The 16,482-nt window shown below is 68.1% G+C and carries 13 protein-coding genes and 1 pseudogene; 2 read left to right on the top strand and 12 right to left on the bottom strand.

Annotation, left to right across the window (positions count from 1 at the left end):
* Positions 1–59: 59 nt before the first annotated feature.
* The 3 genes from ACWETB_RS19940 to ACWETB_RS19930 form a co-directional block, all read right to left on the bottom strand.
* On the bottom strand, positions 60–2,630 hold the full coding sequence (locus ACWETB_RS19940; RefSeq protein WP_452213145.1) for an AMP-binding protein: 2,571 nt from the start codon (positions 2,628–2,630) through the stop codon (positions 60–62).
* On the bottom strand, positions 2,617–3,789 hold the full coding sequence (locus ACWETB_RS19935; protein ID WP_452213143.1) for a 3-dehydroquinate synthase II family protein: 1,173 nt from the start codon (positions 3,787–3,789) through the stop codon (positions 2,617–2,619). The genes ACWETB_RS19940 and ACWETB_RS19935 overlap by 14 nt, the downstream gene beginning before the upstream one ends.
* Positions 3,790–3,856: 67 nt before the next feature.
* Complete coding sequence (locus ACWETB_RS19930) at positions 3,857–4,669, bottom strand: 2-amino-3,7-dideoxy-D-threo-hept-6-ulosonate synthase (protein WP_452213141.1); 813 nt, start codon at positions 4,667–4,669, stop codon at positions 3,857–3,859.
* Here ACWETB_RS19930 and ACWETB_RS19925 point away from each other — a divergent pair.
* Positions 4,639–4,761 carry a hypothetical protein gene (locus tag ACWETB_RS19925; RefSeq protein WP_452213216.1) on the top strand — a complete coding sequence of 41 codons (123 nt, stop codon included), beginning with the start codon at positions 4,639–4,641 and terminating at the stop codon, positions 4,759–4,761. The genes ACWETB_RS19930 and ACWETB_RS19925 overlap by 31 nt on opposite strands.
* Before the next feature lie 45 nt (positions 4,762–4,806).
* Here the strand turns inward: ACWETB_RS19925 and ACWETB_RS19920 are convergent, their stop codons facing one another.
* The 5 genes and pseudogenes from ACWETB_RS19920 to ACWETB_RS19900 form a co-directional block, all read right to left on the bottom strand.
* The gene (locus ACWETB_RS19920) at positions 4,807–5,697 is read right to left on the bottom strand and encodes a glycoside hydrolase family 16 protein (protein WP_452213139.1); all 891 of its coding nucleotides are present in this window, start codon (positions 5,695–5,697) and stop codon (positions 4,807–4,809) included.
* 35 nt (positions 5,698–5,732) lie between these two features.
* A complete protein-coding gene (locus tag ACWETB_RS19915) occupies positions 5,733–5,930 on the bottom strand; it encodes a hypothetical protein (protein ID WP_449742892.1) in 198 nt (65 codons plus the stop codon).
* Positions 5,927–8,143: a hypothetical protein gene (locus tag ACWETB_RS19910; protein ID WP_452213137.1), complete on the bottom strand. Its 2,217-nt coding sequence runs from the start codon at positions 8,141–8,143 to the stop codon at positions 5,927–5,929. The genes ACWETB_RS19915 and ACWETB_RS19910 overlap by 4 nt, the downstream gene beginning before the upstream one ends.
* The gene (locus ACWETB_RS19905) at positions 8,140–9,252 is read right to left on the bottom strand and encodes a glycosyltransferase (RefSeq protein ID WP_452213208.1); all 1,113 of its coding nucleotides are present in this window, start codon (positions 9,250–9,252) and stop codon (positions 8,140–8,142) included. The genes ACWETB_RS19910 and ACWETB_RS19905 overlap by 4 nt, the downstream gene beginning before the upstream one ends.
* A gap of 428 nt (positions 9,253–9,680) precedes the next feature.
* A pseudogene (locus tag ACWETB_RS19900) lies at positions 9,681–10,145 on the bottom strand (glycosyltransferase); the annotation flags it as partial.
* Positions 10,146–10,376: 231 nt separating this feature from the next.
* Between ACWETB_RS19900 and ACWETB_RS19895 the strand changes: the two are divergent.
* On the top strand, positions 10,377–12,005 hold the full coding sequence (locus ACWETB_RS19895) for an ABC-F family ATP-binding cassette domain-containing protein (RefSeq protein WP_452213135.1): 1,629 nt from the start codon (positions 10,377–10,379) through the stop codon (positions 12,003–12,005).
* Between the two features lie 296 nt (positions 12,006–12,301).
* Here ACWETB_RS19895 and ACWETB_RS19890 read toward each other — a convergent pair whose 3' ends face one another.
* The 4 genes from ACWETB_RS19890 to ACWETB_RS19875 all read right to left on the bottom strand — a co-directional run bounded on the left by ACWETB_RS19890 (position 12,302) and on the right by ACWETB_RS19875 (position 16,356).
* A complete protein-coding gene (locus ACWETB_RS19890; RefSeq protein WP_452213133.1) occupies positions 12,302–12,883 on the bottom strand; it encodes a class F sortase in 582 nt (193 codons plus the stop codon).
* A 47-nt stretch (positions 12,884–12,930) separates the two neighbouring features.
* A complete protein-coding gene (locus ACWETB_RS19885; RefSeq protein WP_452213131.1) occupies positions 12,931–13,842 on the bottom strand; it encodes an MSCRAMM family protein in 912 nt (303 codons plus the stop codon).
* Between the two features lie 147 nt (positions 13,843–13,989).
* On the bottom strand, positions 13,990–14,547 hold the full coding sequence (locus tag ACWETB_RS19880) for a hypothetical protein (RefSeq protein WP_348808652.1): 558 nt from the start codon (positions 14,545–14,547) through the stop codon (positions 13,990–13,992).
* 261 nt (positions 14,548–14,808) lie between these two features.
* Entirely contained in the window at positions 14,809–16,356 is a 1,548-nt protein-coding gene (locus ACWETB_RS19875) for an AMP-binding protein (protein WP_452213129.1), read from the bottom strand.
* Positions 16,357–16,482 lie beyond the last annotated feature (126 nt).

Below are 16,482 nucleotides of genomic sequence, written 5' to 3'. Positions count from 1 at the left end.
CAGATCGGCGAAGAGATGCGGGTGATGATGGGCCATCACATGGACCGCGTACCGCGCCGTCATACCCTGGCTCCGGTGACGGAGTCGGCGACGATACCGGCCACCCGGTCGACATGCGGGGCCCGGAGAATGCCGTTGTGGTCGCCGGTGACCCGATGGAGGCCGACGTGTTCGGGGGCAAGCGCATCCCACCAGTGGATGGGGTCGGGGTTGTCCTCGGCGAGCACCACGGTGACCGGCCCGTGCCAGGGCCGCAGTCGGTGCAGCAGCGCCGAACGCCGACCGAGTTCGTGGAACAGCGACCACTGCTCCTCGGTGGGTCGGGGCCACCATCCGGCCGTCATCAGGGCCAACCGGGTGCGCCACACGGCCGTGCCGGTCGGGGTGTCGGGAGTATCGGGCAGACCCTGCCGATCAGCGGTGTCGCGATCACGGCCTTCGCCGTCCCGGCAGTCCCGATCACCCTCATCCGGGGCGTCGACGGTCGAGTCGAGTTCCAGCGCGGTGCGTCGCTGCAGGGGACCGGTCACGATGGTGTCGAGGCAGACGATGTGCTCGACCCGTTCGCCGTCGGCGACGAGGATGTTCGCCGCTTCCATCGCGATGACCCCGCCGAGGGAATGACCGACGAACCGGTACGGGCCGTGGGGAGCGGCCGCCCGGATGTGGCCGACGCAGCGCCGGGCGGCGCGGCGGATGGTCCAGTCGGGTAGCCCGCGGGATTCGAGACCGTGGGCGTGCAGTCCGATCATCCGGACACCGGGTAGCCGACGCGCCAGCGGTGCGAAGGCCAGCGCCGATTCACCTGCCCCGGCAAAGGCGAAGACCGTTGTCACCGAGCCGGTGTCATGCGTTGAGGGTGAACCCGGCAGCATGATCACCTCAGTGGCCGCGGTGGTCGGTGAGGCGGAGTCGATCTCGCGGGCCAACCCGCGAAGGGTCGAGGCGACGACCGGCACCGAGACGGGCAGGCGCACGCCGAAGGCGTCGTCGACCCGATCGAGGAGGGTGAGCACGGTCAGCGAGTCACCGCCGAGCGCGACGAAGTCGTCGTCGCGACCGATGTCGGCGACGGCGAGCAGGTCGGACCAGATCGGTGCGAGCAGGCGTTCGGTGGTGGTGGCCGGCGGGGCGTGACCGGCGCGCACGGCCGGGTCGGGCAGCGCCATGCGGTCGATCTTGCCGCGTTCGGTGCGCGGTAGTTCCGCGAGCAGGACGGTGTGCGCGGGCACCATCCAGCTCGGCAGGGCTTTCGACAACCCTTGCCGCACTGCGGCAATCGCCGGTGGTCGGGCCCCGGGCGGGGGAGATAGGTAGGCCACCAGGGCGGGCCGGCCGGCGATCTCACGCACCACGACCGCCGCGTCCCCGACGTCGGGCAGCGCGCGCGCCGCCGCAGCGACCTCGCCGACGTCGACGCGGTATCCGCGGATCTTGACGGTGTCGTCGACGCGGCCGGTCAGGTGCAGCTGATCGCCGAGGAGGTGGCCGGCGTCGCCGACGAGATGCCGTCGGGCGCCACTGCCGTCGACCGTCTCGATGACCGGGAAGTCGATGATCTCGCCACCGACGAGGTAGCCCTGCGCCAGATAGGGCGAGGTCACCTCGATGATCCCGGTGGTTCCCGGCGGGACCGTGGACCCGTCGTCTCCGAGGACTCGAATGTGCTTGCCGGAAGCGACCTTTCCGGCCGGTACCAGACCGGTCGGAAGCGGTCGGTGCGGTGGGAAGGCGTTGAACGCGAGGTTGCCCGTTTCCGAGGAGCCGGAGCGGTTGACGAAGGTTGCCGACGGGGCCAGCGACCGCAACCGGGCGACGTCGGCGGCGTCGATGGCCTCGCCGCAGGTGGCCACCACCTGCACCGACGCCAGCGCAGCTGCGCAGCCGGGGGTCGCCATGAGGGCCCGCAGCAGCGCCGGGGTCAGCTGCAACGACTCCGGGGCGCAGGCGCTCAGCGTGGCCACCAGCTCGGTGGTGCCGTCCAGTCGCGGGTCGGCCAGCACCAGTTGCGCGCCGTTGAGCAGGCTGGTGACGATGATGTCCAGGCCGCCGCCGAACCCCGGTGGAAGGGCTTGCGCCACCACCGTTCCGGAGGTGATGCCGAGTTGGCCGGACAGATCACGTGCCTGATGCAGCCACAGGTCGTGACCCTGGCGAACCGCCTTGGGCGTTCCCGTAGAGCCCGAGGTGAACGCCAGGATCGCACAGCCGTCCAGTGGTGCGCGCCGTGGTGATGGGCGCCGCGTCGTTGCGGTCCGATCACCGGCTTCGGTGTGATCGGGGACGGCCTGATCGGTAACCGCGGAGTCGGGATGCAGTAGGGCGCCGACCTCCGCCACGATGCCGGCGGTCCGCGATACGGGTGAGGCGGCGTCGATCGGAATGAGCGGACGCGGCGACATCAGGACCGCCAGCATCGCCGCCACGGTGGTGGCCGAACCGTCGACCACCACCGCCACCGGACGTGCGACGTCGGGCTCGGTGCGGTCGAGTTCGGCGATGCGTGCGCTCAGTTCGTCCGCGAGCTCGCGGTAGCTCCAGCGCCGGTCGTCGATCTGCAGCGCGACCGAATCCGGTTGCGCCGAGCAGACTTCGGCGAACCGTTGCCCGACTGTGTCAGCGCTCGTCACAGAATTCGGTGATCGGCAAACCGACGTGGCGGGCCTCGGTCGGCACGTAACCCAGAAGCACGTCCCCGGCCCGGAGTTCGGTGACGTTGTTGACGCTGCCACCGGGGCCGAGCAACCGGACGTGCCAGTCGTCCTGCGCGATGACGTTGATGACCTTGCCGTCGGGGCTCGTCGCGGTGATCGAGATCAGCGGCCTGCGTTCGATCTTGACCCGGCCGATGCGCACCTCGCGCGCCGTGCCGTCCGATCGAACCGCGAGGATCGGCTGGCCCGCACGTAGTTCGCTGACGTAGCGGGTGCGGTTGTCGGGGGTGAGCACGTAGGAGTGGACGGCCCCGGCGTTCCACCGGAACGGACGCGTCGGCATGTACGGCAGCGGATGGGTTTCACTGCAGGACAGAAACATTCCGCTGGCGAAGGAGCCGATCAGGCATCCCTCGTCGAGCTCGAGAAGCGAGCAGGTGTCGATCCAGGCACGCTCACCCATGCCGATGTGCTCGACGCCGGTGACCGTCAGATGGGACAACTGCACGCGGTCGGCCGGCGGGGTCAGGATGGCGGCCAGCGCGACGACGTCGTCGGCGTGCCGAGGGGCGAGTAGCAGTCCGTCCGAGCCGTGCTCGAGCACCAGCTTCACGATCTCGGCATCGGTGATGTCATTGACGACGGTCACCGTCTTACCACCGGAGTTCTCCGCCGCCGCGATCACGATCTCGAGCGGGATCTTGGTCGGGTCGGTCAAGGTGAGGACGGTCCAGGGGGTGTAGCGAACCAGGTCGCAGGCCCGCGACAAGGTGGGGGCATCGGAGACGACCACGTGGACCGCGGTCGGGGCATGGTCGGGCGAGTTCGCGTCATTGACGAGCACCAGATCGACGTCGGACGAGTCGGTCTCATCGGAGTCCACTGCGCCGGTGGTGTCGGAGAACAGGATTCGACGAACGGTGGGGGGCAGGTCGCGGAGTACGGCCGGGTCGTCGGAGATGATGCCGTCCAGCCCGTAGTTCAGGGCGGCGGCGATGACCGCGTCCCGGACTGAGTCCGTGAGACCGCGGACGTCCACCCACCCGAAGTGGGAGGTGGAGCGCTCGTGCGTGACGCCGGATTCCGGGATGATCTGGTCGGTGACGACGATCTCGTTGGAGGTGGTCGAAGACATGGGTGTTCCTGTTCTGCCGATGATGTGGGCTGTCGGGGCGAATGGCCGGGTGGAATTGCCCTGGTGATCAGGCGGATTCGAGGGTCGAGACACCGACGCTGCGCCGATGAACCAGATCGGCGAGAGTGTTGGCCACCCGGTAGGGGTTCTCCGCCCCGAAGATGTTGCGGCCGAAGCTCAGGCCAGCGACCCCGCTCTCGAGCACCTGCGCGCCGAATGCGATGGCGTCGTCGTCATCGCGCGTCGCGCCGCCTGCGACGTAGATCGGTACCGGGGTGGAGTCGACGACCGCGCGCATGGCCTCGGCCGACTCGGCGTAGTCCAGCTTGATCATGTCCGCGCCGAGGTCGGTGGCGATGGCGGCGAGGTGCGCCAACGTTGCCGTCGTGGGCCGGTTGGGAATCGCCGGGCCGCGCGCGTACATCATCGCGAGCAGGGGAACGCCGAGCGTCTCGCATTCCCGGGAGACCGCCGCGAAGTCCTCGAGTTGGCCACTCTCGGTCCCGGAGCCGATGTTGACATGCACGCTGACCGCGTCGGCTCCGCTGCGCAGTGCCGAATCGACGCCGCCGACAAGGACTTTGGCGTCCTGATCCGGTCCCAAGGAGGTGCTGGCGGACAGGTGCACGATCAGACCCATGGAGGCGAAGGCGGCCGGGGAAACCTGTCCCACCCGGCCTCGGTGCAACACCACAGCGTTGCAACCGGAATCCGACAGCAGGCGCACCATGCGTTCGGTGTGCTGGACGGGTCCGAGGGGACCGAGGGTGATCGAATGGTCCATCGGCACGATCTGGGACCGCAGCGTGGTCGGGTCGGCGATCCTCGACAGCCGGATCGCCTTGGGCGATGATCCTGGCCGAGGGCACTGCGGCGGCACTGGTGATCATTCCGGTGGCGCGTGCGGTATGGGGACGCGCCCCGCTGCGTCCCGTCGTCGCGTCGTCGACTCCGGAGCGCATCGCGGCCTGATTGGGTTCGTTCGATCGCAGGCCGCCGCACGTTGGGGTCTCGAGATCACTTGTCGTGGAGTTGGATTGCTCCCGGGGTCGGCTGGAGGTATCCGGCGCGGGTGAACGCAGCCACGTCATCGACCGGTGCGTAGACCGCCACCCAGTCGATGTCGACCTCGGCGGTGACCGGACGCGGGTCACCGGCGGCGCACGGTGTCATTCCCCAGTCGGCGCGCCGTTCACATGCGCCGGCCTCCACCTGCATGCCCAACCACATGGGAACCGTCGGTACCATCTCGGCCGAGCGGACCTCGGCCCATACCTTGCCGTCGAGGAGGTATCGGATCAGGCCGGGTAGCCATTCGACACCGACGACGTGCCAGTCGGCGAAGTCGCCGGTGGCATCCGCCTGTGCCTTGTGGTTCTCCCCGTCGTCTTTCCAATGCACGAACGCCGAGATCGCGTCTCGCCGTGAGGCGATGCTTTCGGCGAAGTCGATCTCCGGTGGCCACTCGTCGGATTTGGGCCACAACAGCATGTGGTAGGACAGATCCGCGCTCGGCGTCGCGCGCATGCGGATCTCCCAGCGTCCGTAGGTCTGGGTGACCGGGTAGTTCGAGACGCCGCCGGTGACCCATCCGGAGGGGGTCTTCTTGCCCGACAGGCGCATCACGCCGTCGTCGACCGACACCATCGAGACATCCCACTGACCCACCGGATTGCCCCCGGGACTGCCGGAGTAGGTGCCCCACTGGTCGCCGAGGTCGCACCGGTCGAATGTGTCGAGGAAGGTTCGTTTCCACAGGGCCCGATCGCCGGTCTCGGGGGTGGTACCCGATCCGTCCGGGCCGCGGTCGCTCAGACACGTCGTCTGGGCGGCATTGTGGAGACCGTCGCCGTCGCCGACGGTGCATCCATTGCTGATCATCGCCGACGTGATGATGCCGATGACCATGGCCAGACAACGTGTTCGGCGGTGTCCATGGCGCCTCACAGTGCCATTTCCGCCAACCGCTGCAAGGTCAGACACGCCGCCACGATGACGCATCCGGCGGTGACCAGGGTGAGTCGGTGGGCCGGCGCGCCCCGGCGGGAGGCGCCGTCGGAGCCCACCTCGACCTCTCGCAGCGCCGCACCCAGCACCAGCAGTACCGCGCTGATCACGAGCAGAACGACGGTGATGCTCACTGGCCCTCCAGAGGTGTTCCGGCGCGCAGGATCTCGACATTCTCGGTGCGGACGACGAGACGATACTCGCCGGTCCGTATCAGCCCGTCGATGGCGTCCCGGAGCGCGTCGGGTGACTGGCCGTATTGCAGTTCGAGCATTTTCAATCCCTGATTGGTCACGTAGATGTAGTCCGGCCATCGCTCGCGGGCGCACTGCGCGACGTTGTCGAGGCATGGGAAGGAGTCGATGAAGGAGAACCGCGGCCCGTGTGGGTCGAGGATGCGCCGCACGCCGGTGCTCTGCGGTGCGTAGCTGAAACTCATCACCGTGGCGTCCGGTGGGACGGAGGCGATGAACTCATCGGTCACGGTGACCTCGTCGCGGGCGGTCGCCTCGAACGCCGTGTTCAGGCCGCGGTTGGTGGTCTCCAGCAGCGCCAGGATCATCACCAGTGCCCACAGCAGGGCGTATCCGAGATATCGGAAGTGGGTAGCGCGTAGCCGTCGCCGCAGTCCGGCGCCGCCCGCGGCCAGCGCCAGCGCAGCGAACGGTGCCAGCACCGGGGACGCGAGCAGGAAGCAGCGGATGATCATCTCGCCGCCATAACTCTGCAACGCGACGAGCACGAAGGGCGCGGCGCAGAGCGACCCGCCGACGGACCAGGCCTTCTTCGACCGCCAGATCAGCCAGCCGATCAATCCGACGGCGGCGAAGCCACCGGAGGCGAGCATGCGCAGGTACTGCATGCGGGTGTACGTCGGATCGCCGCTGAGACGATCGCCGACGCCGGCCTCGACGGACTGCCCCACCTTGCCCACCTCGTCGACCAGGCCCTGCAGATGCCCGAGCCAGAAGTCGGTGGCGCCGTAGGAGAACCAGGCGGCGAAGATCAGTCCGGCCGCGAGCCACAGGGTGCGGTAGCGGGTGGTCCCGGTCGCGGCGAAGGCCGCCAGCGCCAGCACTGTGAGCATGGGCGTCATCTGGTGAGACACGGTGTTGCCGGCGATGATCACGACGAGGACCACTTCGATGCCCACCGTGCGGCCCGGACCGAAGCCCGGCACCCGACCGGGAGTTCGGCGGAATCCGTTGATGATCCGCGCGATCCGCCCACCCTCGAGTCCCGGCAACGGCGCGGTGCGCAACTGCCACAGCAGAGTTCCGAGGATGGCCGTGTATCCGATGATCGCCATGGACTGCGGCGAGTAGTAATCCTGCTGGTACCAGTTGAACCCGTGGTAGAGCAGTACCGACACCCAGGCCAGCCGGGCACGTCCGGTGATGGCGATCGCGATCGCGTAGATGCCGAACGACACGACGACCCCGGCGACGAACGGCGCCCACAGCAACACCGGCGTCAGGTCATCGATCCCGCCGACGACCTTCACGTGCGCCGACATCGCGAAGAATCCGGCCCAGCTGAAACGGGCGTCGATCTGGTCGGGGAGATGGTGACTGGCGGCCAGGACGTCGATGAAGCCGCGATGGACGAACGAGGTGGGAATCGACGTCTCGCCGGTGGCGCCACCCACCAACATCGAGTTGTAGGCCGCTGTCACGACGGTGACGGCGCCGAGGACGAGTGTGTCGAGTCGCCGGGACAGCAATGCCGCCACGATGACCGCGGCCAGCAGTCCGAGTCCGAGGAAGTAGACGGGGTCGAGGGCGGAGATGACCCCGAAGCGGCCGGTGTCGGCGACATCGAGATCGGCGACGGCCAGCCCGAAACATCCCAGCGACGCGGCGAGCGTGGCGAGTGCGATCGCGCGTCGCCGGGTCCAGTGGGATCGGTCGAAACCGAATGATCCCGTGCGGGTGTGGGTGGGCAGGGTGCGACGGGCCCAGATGCACGCGGCGAGCGAACCGGCGGCCAGGATCGCCTGTGTGCGTACGGGACTCCACCAGTCGGCGACGATCGTGGTCTGGGTCAGCAGGACGGTCACCGACAGCGAGATGGCGGGGATCAGGATGCCCGACAGCGCCCGCCCGGGGATCCGCAGTGCCACGACGATCGGGATGCCCGGAAGGGTGAGGATGCCGGCGAACACCAGCAGCGCGCGGACGGCGGTGGGAAGTGGGTCGGCACCGAGTCCGTCCAGCAGGTCGAGCACGAGAAGCGTTGCGGCCAGCACCCCACCGACGACAAGCGACCCACCGGGCGGAAATCCGTAGGCGATGGGTGCATCCGGTGTGGTGTGCCTAGAGGAGGAGCGGTGGAGTGTGAGTGTCACGACGAGCGATCCCTCCGTGGCCCGGTGACCTGCTGCCGACGGCCACGGCAGCGCAGGTGCCCGCGTCCGAACAGCAGTGGCCCGGCGAGATAGCCCCGCAGTTCCAGGTTGCGCAGTTCGGCAGGCCATTGGGCGCGCGAGAACGCCGAGGTGTTCTCCGACCCGGGAACGAGCAGTGCCCAGAGTCCGGCCGGGATCCGCTTGGCCACGGCGACGGCGTGGCGGGAGAACAGCAGTTTGGTCACCGACGCCGACATGCCGGTGCCGTATCCGTACGCCTGGGTCCGCAGATCGTCCATGTTGTCGCGGTGATAGTGGGTCACCACCGCATCCGGCCGGTACGCGATGGCCCATCCGGACAAGATGATCTCGCGCATGAGGTCAAGGTCCTCGCCGCCGTTGGACGGGGTGCCGGTGCCCAATCGTTCGTCGAAAATGCCGGTTTCGTCCAGGATCTCGACGTCGAGGGCGAGATTGTTGCCGCTGCCGAGTTGTCCGGCGGTGTAGGGGAAGAAGAAGTTGTGCGACCCGGCGACACCGGCGGCCACATGCTCCGGGTCGGGTGTCAGGGCCCAGATCGTCGCGTCGGAGCCCTTGTCGAAGACCTTGGCATCCTCGAACAGTTCCTGGAGTTCGGTGGGAGTATCGATCCCCACCACGCGTCCGGTGACCGCCCCCACCGATCCGGTCGTATCGTCGGTGAACGCCCTGACGATGGTCGACACCCAGTCCGCCGCGGGTCTGGCGTCGTCGTCGGTGAATGCGACGACGCGACCGCGGGCCGCGTGGATTCCGGCGTTGCGGGCCGCGGAGATGCGGGGAAACGTTTCATTGACGATGCGCAGACGCCGATCGTCCGATCCGCGAGGATGACCGGGACCCGCCCATAGCCCGGGCGATTGTCCACCACGATCACCTCGATGTTCGGATGGTCTTGTGCCAGAGCGGCATCCACGGCATCGATCAACAGGTCGCGGCCGATGGTGGGGATCACCACGGTCACCAGATCGTCGGGTCCGATCGAGGACGCCCGGCGACGCCGCGACCGCGCCGGCACGAGCCGGGAGTCGGTGCCGGCGCGCTGTCGCGCACCGGCACCGGTGCCCCACGCGGTGCCGGCGGCGGTGACCGCGACCCCGATGATCATCATCGCCAGGCGGGCGGCCGCGGCCGCGTCGCCGCGCAGAAGGTGGGAGAGGTAGCGCAGCGCGCCGGAGGTGATGGTCCGCAGCACGTAGGAGGTCTCGGCGGACAGGGCGTCGCCGGAACCGGCCATCCTCGACAGGACCGCCTTGGACTTTCCCTCGTTGAGGCACCGTCGCAGGAAGTAGCGGGCGGATTCGCGATCGGTCGACACGCTGTGGGCGACGCCGAAGCCGACGTCGCGGACCACACGCCCCCGGGGGAACGCGCGATGCACCTCGATTCCCATGAGTGTTTCCTCACAGCCCGCCGGGAGGTCGCCGACGCGGCCGAGCTCGGTGGCGAAACCACCGATCTCGCGCAGGGCCGACCGCCGCACCGCCATGGCGGCGCCGATGGGATTGCGGATGTCGGCGCCGTCCTCGGCGATGCCGCGGTAGTCGCAGCCGACGACCCAACCGAACTCGTCGGGGAACCAGCGGGGTGCGGTGCCGGCGGGCCACCGCGGTGTGACCGCTCCGCCGACGGCGACGACGGACGGATCACCGAATGCGCGACGCACCGCCGCCAGACCATCGGTGGCGAGCACCGCATCGTCGTCCAGGAAGACGAGAGCATCCTCGTCCGAACAGTCGAGGCCGGTGTTCCGGGCGCCGGACAGTCCGCGGCCGTGCGCGTTGGGAACGACGTCGACGCGACGGTTCCCGTCGTGGACCCGGCTCTTCACCCAGCCGAGCAACTCATCGTTGTGGTCGGCGACCACGATGAGGCGGTCATTCGCGCCGAGCTGAGCCGCCGCGGCGTCGATCGCGGCGCCCAGCTGATCCCGGCGTTCGGTGGTATAGCAACAGATGATCACCCCGAGACTGATCGCACCGGCATCGGTGAGTGCCAGCTGGTGGGGTGTGGTCACCGCGTATCTCCATCGGTCGGGCGCATCGGGTCGGGGGCCAGGCAATAACGACCCACAATAAGGTGAGCCTAAGCTACTGTAGTGGACCCTTAGTGGCTCTACCCAATCGAGTGCGGTGACCGTCGCCGCCTTTCGCCGATTCGGTCGCCGTCGGTGAAGTCGATAGACTCGATCGTCGTGATCACCGCGACCGACCTCGAAGTCCGTGCGGGCGCTCGGACCCTGCTGTCGGCGCCCGGTTCCGCGCTACGTATCCAGCCGGGCGATCGCATCGGCCTGGTCGGTCGGAACGGAGCAGGCAAGACCACCTCACTGCGGATCCTGGCCGGAGAGACCGAACCGTACGCCGGCACCGTGGTCCGCAGCGGCGAGATCGGCTACCTTCCGCAGGACCCGAAGGAGGGCGACCTGGAGGTGCTCGCCAAGGACCGGGTGCTGTCGGCGCGCGGCCTCGACGCCATCCTGCGGCAGATGGAGAAGCAGCAGGCACTCATGGCCGAGACCGCCGACGAGCGGGTCCGCGATCGTGCGGTGACCAAGTACGGGCAACTCGAGGAGCGGTTCTCGGCGCTCGGCGGCTACGTCGCCGAATCCGAGGCGGCGCGCATCTGTCACAGCCTCGGCCTGCCCGATCGCGTCCTCGGTCAGCCGCTGAGGACACTGTCGGGTGGACAGCGTCGTCGAATCGAGTTGGCCCGCATCCTGTTCGCCGCCTCCGACGGTGCCGGCAAGTCGCAGACCACGTTGCTGCTCGACGAGCCCACCAACCACCTCGACGCGGATTCCATCACCTGGCTGCGTGGGTTCCTGCAGAACCACGAGGGTGGGCTCATCGTGATCAGTCACGATGTGGATCTGCTCGCCGATGTGGTGAACCGCGTGTGGTTCCTCGACGCGGTGCGTGGCGAGGCCGACATCTACAACATGGGCTGGAAGCGGTACCTCGACGCCCGCGCCACCGACGAACAGCGCCGTAAGCGTGAGCGCGCCAACGCGGAGAAGAAGGCCTCGGCGTTGCGCACGCAGGCGGCCAAACTGGGCGCCAAGGCCACCAAGGCCACCGCGGCGCAGAACATGCTCAAGCGGGCCGACCGGATGCTCGACGCGCTCGACGAGGAGCGGGTGGCCGACCGGACCGCACACATCCGATTCCCCGAACCGGCCGCGTGCGGAAAGACCCCGCTGATGGCCTCCGGCCTGACGAAGAACTACGGCTCGCTGGAGATCTTCACCGGTGTCGACCTGGCCATCGACAAGGGCAGCCGCGTCGTCGTCCTGGGTCTCAACGGTGCGGGAAAGACGACGTTGCTCAAGCTGCTGGCCGGCGCCGAGGCCCCCGATATCGGCTCCATCGAACCCGGCTACGGACTCAAGATCGGCTACTTCGCCCAGGAGCACGACACCCTCGACGACGCCGCATCGGTGTGGGAGAACATCCGGCACGCCGCGCCGGATGCGGGGGAGCAGGATCTCCGCGGGTTGCTGGGCGCGTTCATGTTCTCCGGCGCCCAACTCGACCAGCCCGCGGGCACGCTGTCCGGCGGCGAGAAGACGCGCCTGACCCTGGCCGGTCTGGTGTCCTCGGCGGCCAACGTGCTGCTCCTCGACGAGCCGACCAACAACCTGGATCCGATCTCGCGCGAGCAGGTCCTCGAGGCACTGCGCAGCTACACCGGCGCGGTCGTCCTGGTGACCCACGATCCCGGTGCGGCGGCGGCCCTGGAGCCGCAGCGGGTGATCCTGCTGCCCGACGGCACCGAGGACCACTGGAGTGACGAGTATCAGGAACTCATCGAGTTGGCCTGAGCACCACTCTCTTTCGCTGCGTCGACAGCGCCCTGAACCACGCTGACAGCGCTCTGAAATCCGTTGACAGCGCTCACTTTCGCGTTGACAGCGCTCTGAATTGCGTTGACAGCGCTTGCTTTCGCGTTGGCAGCGCTCGCTTTCGCGTTGACGGCGCTCTGTGTCTTCCCAGCGCAACCTGCGGAGGTCTCGACACCTCCTCGGCTGGCGCCTCGTCGGGCTCGACCAACGGGTAGGCGAGCACAGTCAGTGGGTGGGTGGGCGCTGTCAACGCGATTGCGCATGCGGTCGGCGGTCTAGGAGCGGACCGCCCAGGCGATGATGTTGTCCCGATATCCGAGTGGTGGACCGACGAACGGTCCGCCGCAGGTCACCAGTGCCAGGGTCTCCGGTCCGTCGAGCCGGTTGAGTTGTGCTGCGGGGAAACCGTTCTCCTTGTCGGCGGTCTGGACATCCCGGACCCGGTACCGGACCGTCTCGCCGCCGGCAGTGTGCAGGGTGACCTCGGATCCCGGTGTCAGTGAACCGAATCGGGCGGCGAATCCCCGTCCCTGGTTGACGTCGTCGACGTGCCCGGTGATCACCACCGTGCCCGTTCCCGAACCGGGTAGCGCCGAGTCCACCCACCAGCCGAGGTGGCCGACATCCTGGGGCGGCAGCAATGCGCCGGAGGTGTCGGTGGCCACGGATTCGGTGGGGGCGGTCTGACCACCCGCGGTCACCGAGGTCGGGGCGCCCGGATCGCCCGTTCGCGCACTGACCGGCGGACGCAGATCCGACTGTGCCACCGTGGAACTGCCGGGTTCGGATGACGGTGTGCCGGTGGTCGCGCAGCCGGTCAGGATCGCCGCGGCGAGGCAGACCAGGAGGAGAGCCATCCGGTGCAGCGGGCCGCGCGTAGGGTTCGCCGTGCTCACGATGGTCGTCACGGCTGGTTCACCGGTCCTGACGGGATCGACGAGAGTGGCACTCGGCCTGCGGGATTGCGTGAGCTGACATGCCCCGCGCGGGTGTTGTAGATCGACTGATCGGCGGTCTGGCCGCCGAGCACGTCGAAGGTGTAGGTCAATCCGTCGTTGAGATACCCTACCGGAGCTGCGATTTCGCGTGCGGTGTAGCAACCGCCGCGAACCCGTTTCGACGCGATGCCCTCGGCGTCGGTGGTGATCACGCCGAGGCCCTGCCCGTCGCAGGTCGCCACGGCGAACTGCGCGCCGGGCAACGTGTGGCCGTCGATCCGATCGCGTTTGGTGACCTGAAGCCAGCCGAAGTTCTGTCCGCCGTCGGTGCGGGTGAAGGTGAACTCATGGCTCACCGTCTGCCCGGCGACGATGTCCACCGAGAACCCGCCAGAGCCCAGGAGCCGATAGCCGGCCGGAACGTCGGTGACGGTGATGCCGTACGACCCCGGGTAATTGTTGATCGACGCCGGAAGCGGAATCGGTTGGCTGCCTTCCGGTCCGGCGAAGTCGATCACCACCCCGGGGACCGGGTTGCCGGCGGTGTCGCGGGTGGTGAGGTTCAGCGTTCCCTGGCCCTCCGGCGGCGTCGAAGTAGGACTGCTGGTCGATGGTGCCGACGGCGGAACCGAAACGCTGGTCGACGCGGGTGTCGACGGGGGAGCGGGATCGCTGCCGGTGGTGGATGGTGGTGTGGTTGCCGGTGGTGTGGTTGCCGGTGACGGCGGTGTGGTCTGTGTGGTGGTGGACGCGATCGGCGGTGGGGTGGTGGTCGTGGTGTCGTCGGCCGCGGCGATGCCCGCTGTCATGGTGGCCACGACGAGCGCCACCGATGGGAGTGCAGCGGTGCGGATGACGCGGAAGTGCTTTCGGCTCATGATGATTCCCGAGGTCTCCCCGACCCTGGTTCGAATGCGGATTGGAATGCGGAGTGCCGGTGCCGGCATGGGGTGTGTCGCGCGACCCGGTCCGGTCGTTAGCCGTGCATAGGAAATGGGCGGACAATGTCATTCACGCGGCCGACGTCACGACCGCGTGATCGGACCCGACGGGATGGAGGTCAGCGGCACGCGGCCCGCGGGATCACGGCCGGGTACGGTTCCGCCAGGGGATCCCGGCGATGTCGATGCAGTGGTGAGATGCACCGTGTAGGTGACGGTTTCGCCGGGCGTGAGGCCGATGGTGAAGTCCGATGGACCGACGAGGGTGAGTCCGGCGGGAACGGTGAGTACCCGAACGGGGATCGAGTCGGTCGGCGAGTCGATGGTGGCAGGAAGCTCGTAGACGTACGGCGACGGTGCCGCGATGCGGACGGTCACCCCGGCGACGGTGTCATGGGCGCCGTCGAGGACGGCGGTGATCAGAGCACGGCGCAGCGGACTCGGGCTCGATTCGGACGACGACGTGACCGGTGGGCCGGGCGATGTGGTGGGGTTGGGGTGCGTGGACGGGCTGGGCTGCGTCGACGGATCGGCCGGTGTGGATGAGTCCGGGGCCGGCGTGGTGGTGGTATTGACCGGCTCGGCGGCAGCCGGGCCGACGCCGGCGATCAGCGAACAGCCGATCGTGGCGGTCAGGGCCATCGCGATTCGGATGGGATGGCCTGTGTGGCAGCGGTTTCGATGGTGAGTTGGACGTCCGCCACGCGGCTGCGTGCGACGGTATTCGGTGAGTGTGCGCATGGCGCGGACTCGCGATCTCCCCGACCCGGAGTGGATCGTGTGGTCCCGACTGTGTGGTCCCGACTGTGTGATCCCGACAAGGGGAATATCCGTCGGGCCGGGGAGATCGTTAGCGTCGCGCAGGAATGTTATGGGCTCGTGATCGTGGGCTACACCGGCGGCCTACACCGTCGAGGGCCAGTAGGACTTGCGCAGAATGCCCTTGACCAGCTTTCCGGTGGGTGTGCGGGGGAGTTCGTCGACGAAGTCGACCGACCGCGGAACCTTGTAGGTGGCGATGCGTGACCCGGTGAACTCGAGCAGTTCGGCGGCGAGTTCGTCGGACGGCGTGTACACCGGGGCCAACTGCACGCAGGCCTTGGCGACCTCACCGAGATCGGCGTCGGGGACACCGATGACACCCACATCGAACACCGCGGGATGATTCACCAAGACGTTCTCGGCCTCCTGCGGGTAGATGTTGACGCCGCCGGAGATGATCATGAACGCCTTGCGATCGGTCAGATAGAGGTAGCCCTCGTCGTCGACGTATCCCACATCGCCGGTGGTGGACCACAATTCGTGTGCCGGGTGGCGGGCCTCGGCGGTCTTGGCCGGGTCGTTGTGATACTCGAAGGCCACCTCCTCGCGCTCGAAGTACACCAGCCCGACTTCGCCGACGGGGAGTTCGTTGCCGTCCTCGTCGCAGATGTGGACGACCCCGAGGAGCGGTTTACCCACCGAACCGGGGTGATCGAGGGCCTCCTGCGGGCCGATGAACGTCGCACCGGCGGCCTCGGTCGAGGCGTAGTACTCGTGGATGACCGGGCCCCACCACGCGATCATCGCCTGCTTGACCTCGACCGGACACGGGGCGGCGGCGTGGACGGCGAGCTTCATGCTGGAGACGTCGTAACGATCGCGAACCTCGCTCGGCAACTTGAGCATTCGGATGAACATCGTCGGCACCCACTGGCTGTGGGTGGCGCCGTACTTCTCGATCGCCGCGAGGGCGTCCTCGGGGTCGAACCGGTCCAGGAAGACCACGGTGCCGCCGACCGAGTTGGTCACACCGCAGTACCGCAGTGGCGCAGCGTGATACAGCGGAGCGGGGGAGAGGTACACCGAGTTCTCGTCGAATCCGTACATCGGGGCGAAGATCGCGGTGTAGGCGTCCGGGATCTCGTTGACCTGGCCCTGGGGCAGCGGAGTCTGAATTCCCTTGGGGCGTCCGGTCGTACCCGAGGAGTAGAGCATGTCGGTGCCGCGCGGTTGATCGGTGCGCGGTTGCGCGGAGGCGCTCGCGAGGACGGCGTCGTAGGACTCGAAGCCCGCGATGTCGCCGCCCCACGCAATGCGGTGGCCCGGCACGGCGAGAGCGGAGATGTCGCCGCTCTTCTCGACGGCGGCGGCCACCGAGGCGCCGGCGAACAGCACCTGGGCGTTGGAGTCGGTGAGGATGTAGTTCGTCTCCTCCGCGGTCAGATGATGGTTGATGGCGGTGATGTAGAGCCCGCTGCGGAGCGCGGCCCAATAGGCCACAAACATGTGCAGATCGTTCTCGGAGATCATGGCGACGCAGTCGCCGGGCCTCAGCCCGAGGGTCTCGAGGTGATTGGCCAGTCGGGTGGAGTCCTCGTCGAGCTCGGCGTAGGTGAGTTGCTCGCCGGTGGACGCGCGGATCACGGCGGGCTTTTCGGGGGTACGGGCAGCAAAGACTCCAGGGAACACGCTCACTCCTCGGTGACGAACGACACAAGTAGAACTCAGACATCCCATGCGGTATCTCTGTCAAGCGGCAGCGGTTTGGGTCGTTGGGGGCCAGGCAGTTTCCTCGTCGTAGACAGTCGCGTGGGC

Source organism: Gordonia sp. NPDC003950, from assembly GCF_053605205.1.
The sequence above is the reverse complement of the archived record's forward strand: the minus strand, read 5'-3'. Positions and strand labels throughout refer to the sequence as shown.

Coding starts and splice junctions, on each gene's coding strand:
- ACWETB_RS19935 (WP_452213143.1), bottom strand. CDS start 3,789: ATGTCTTCGACCACCTCCAACGAGATCGTCGTCACCGACCAGATCATC.
- ACWETB_RS19925 (WP_452213216.1), top strand. CDS start 4,639: ATGATCCTGGCCGAGGGCACTGCGGCGGCACTGGTGATCATTCCGGTG.
- ACWETB_RS19920 (WP_452213139.1), bottom strand. CDS start 5,697: ATGGTCATCGGCATCATCACGTCGGCGATGATCAGCAATGGATGCACC.
- ACWETB_RS19890 (WP_452213133.1), bottom strand. CDS start 12,883: ATGGCTCTCCTCCTGGTCTGCCTCGCCGCGGCGATCCTGACCGGCTGC.
- ACWETB_RS19885 (WP_452213131.1), bottom strand. CDS start 13,842: ATGAGCCGAAAGCACTTCCGCGTCATCCGCACCGCTGCACTCCCATCG.
- ACWETB_RS19880 (WP_348808652.1), bottom strand. CDS start 14,547: ATGGCCCTGACCGCCACGATCGGCTGTTCGCTGATCGCCGGCGTCGGC.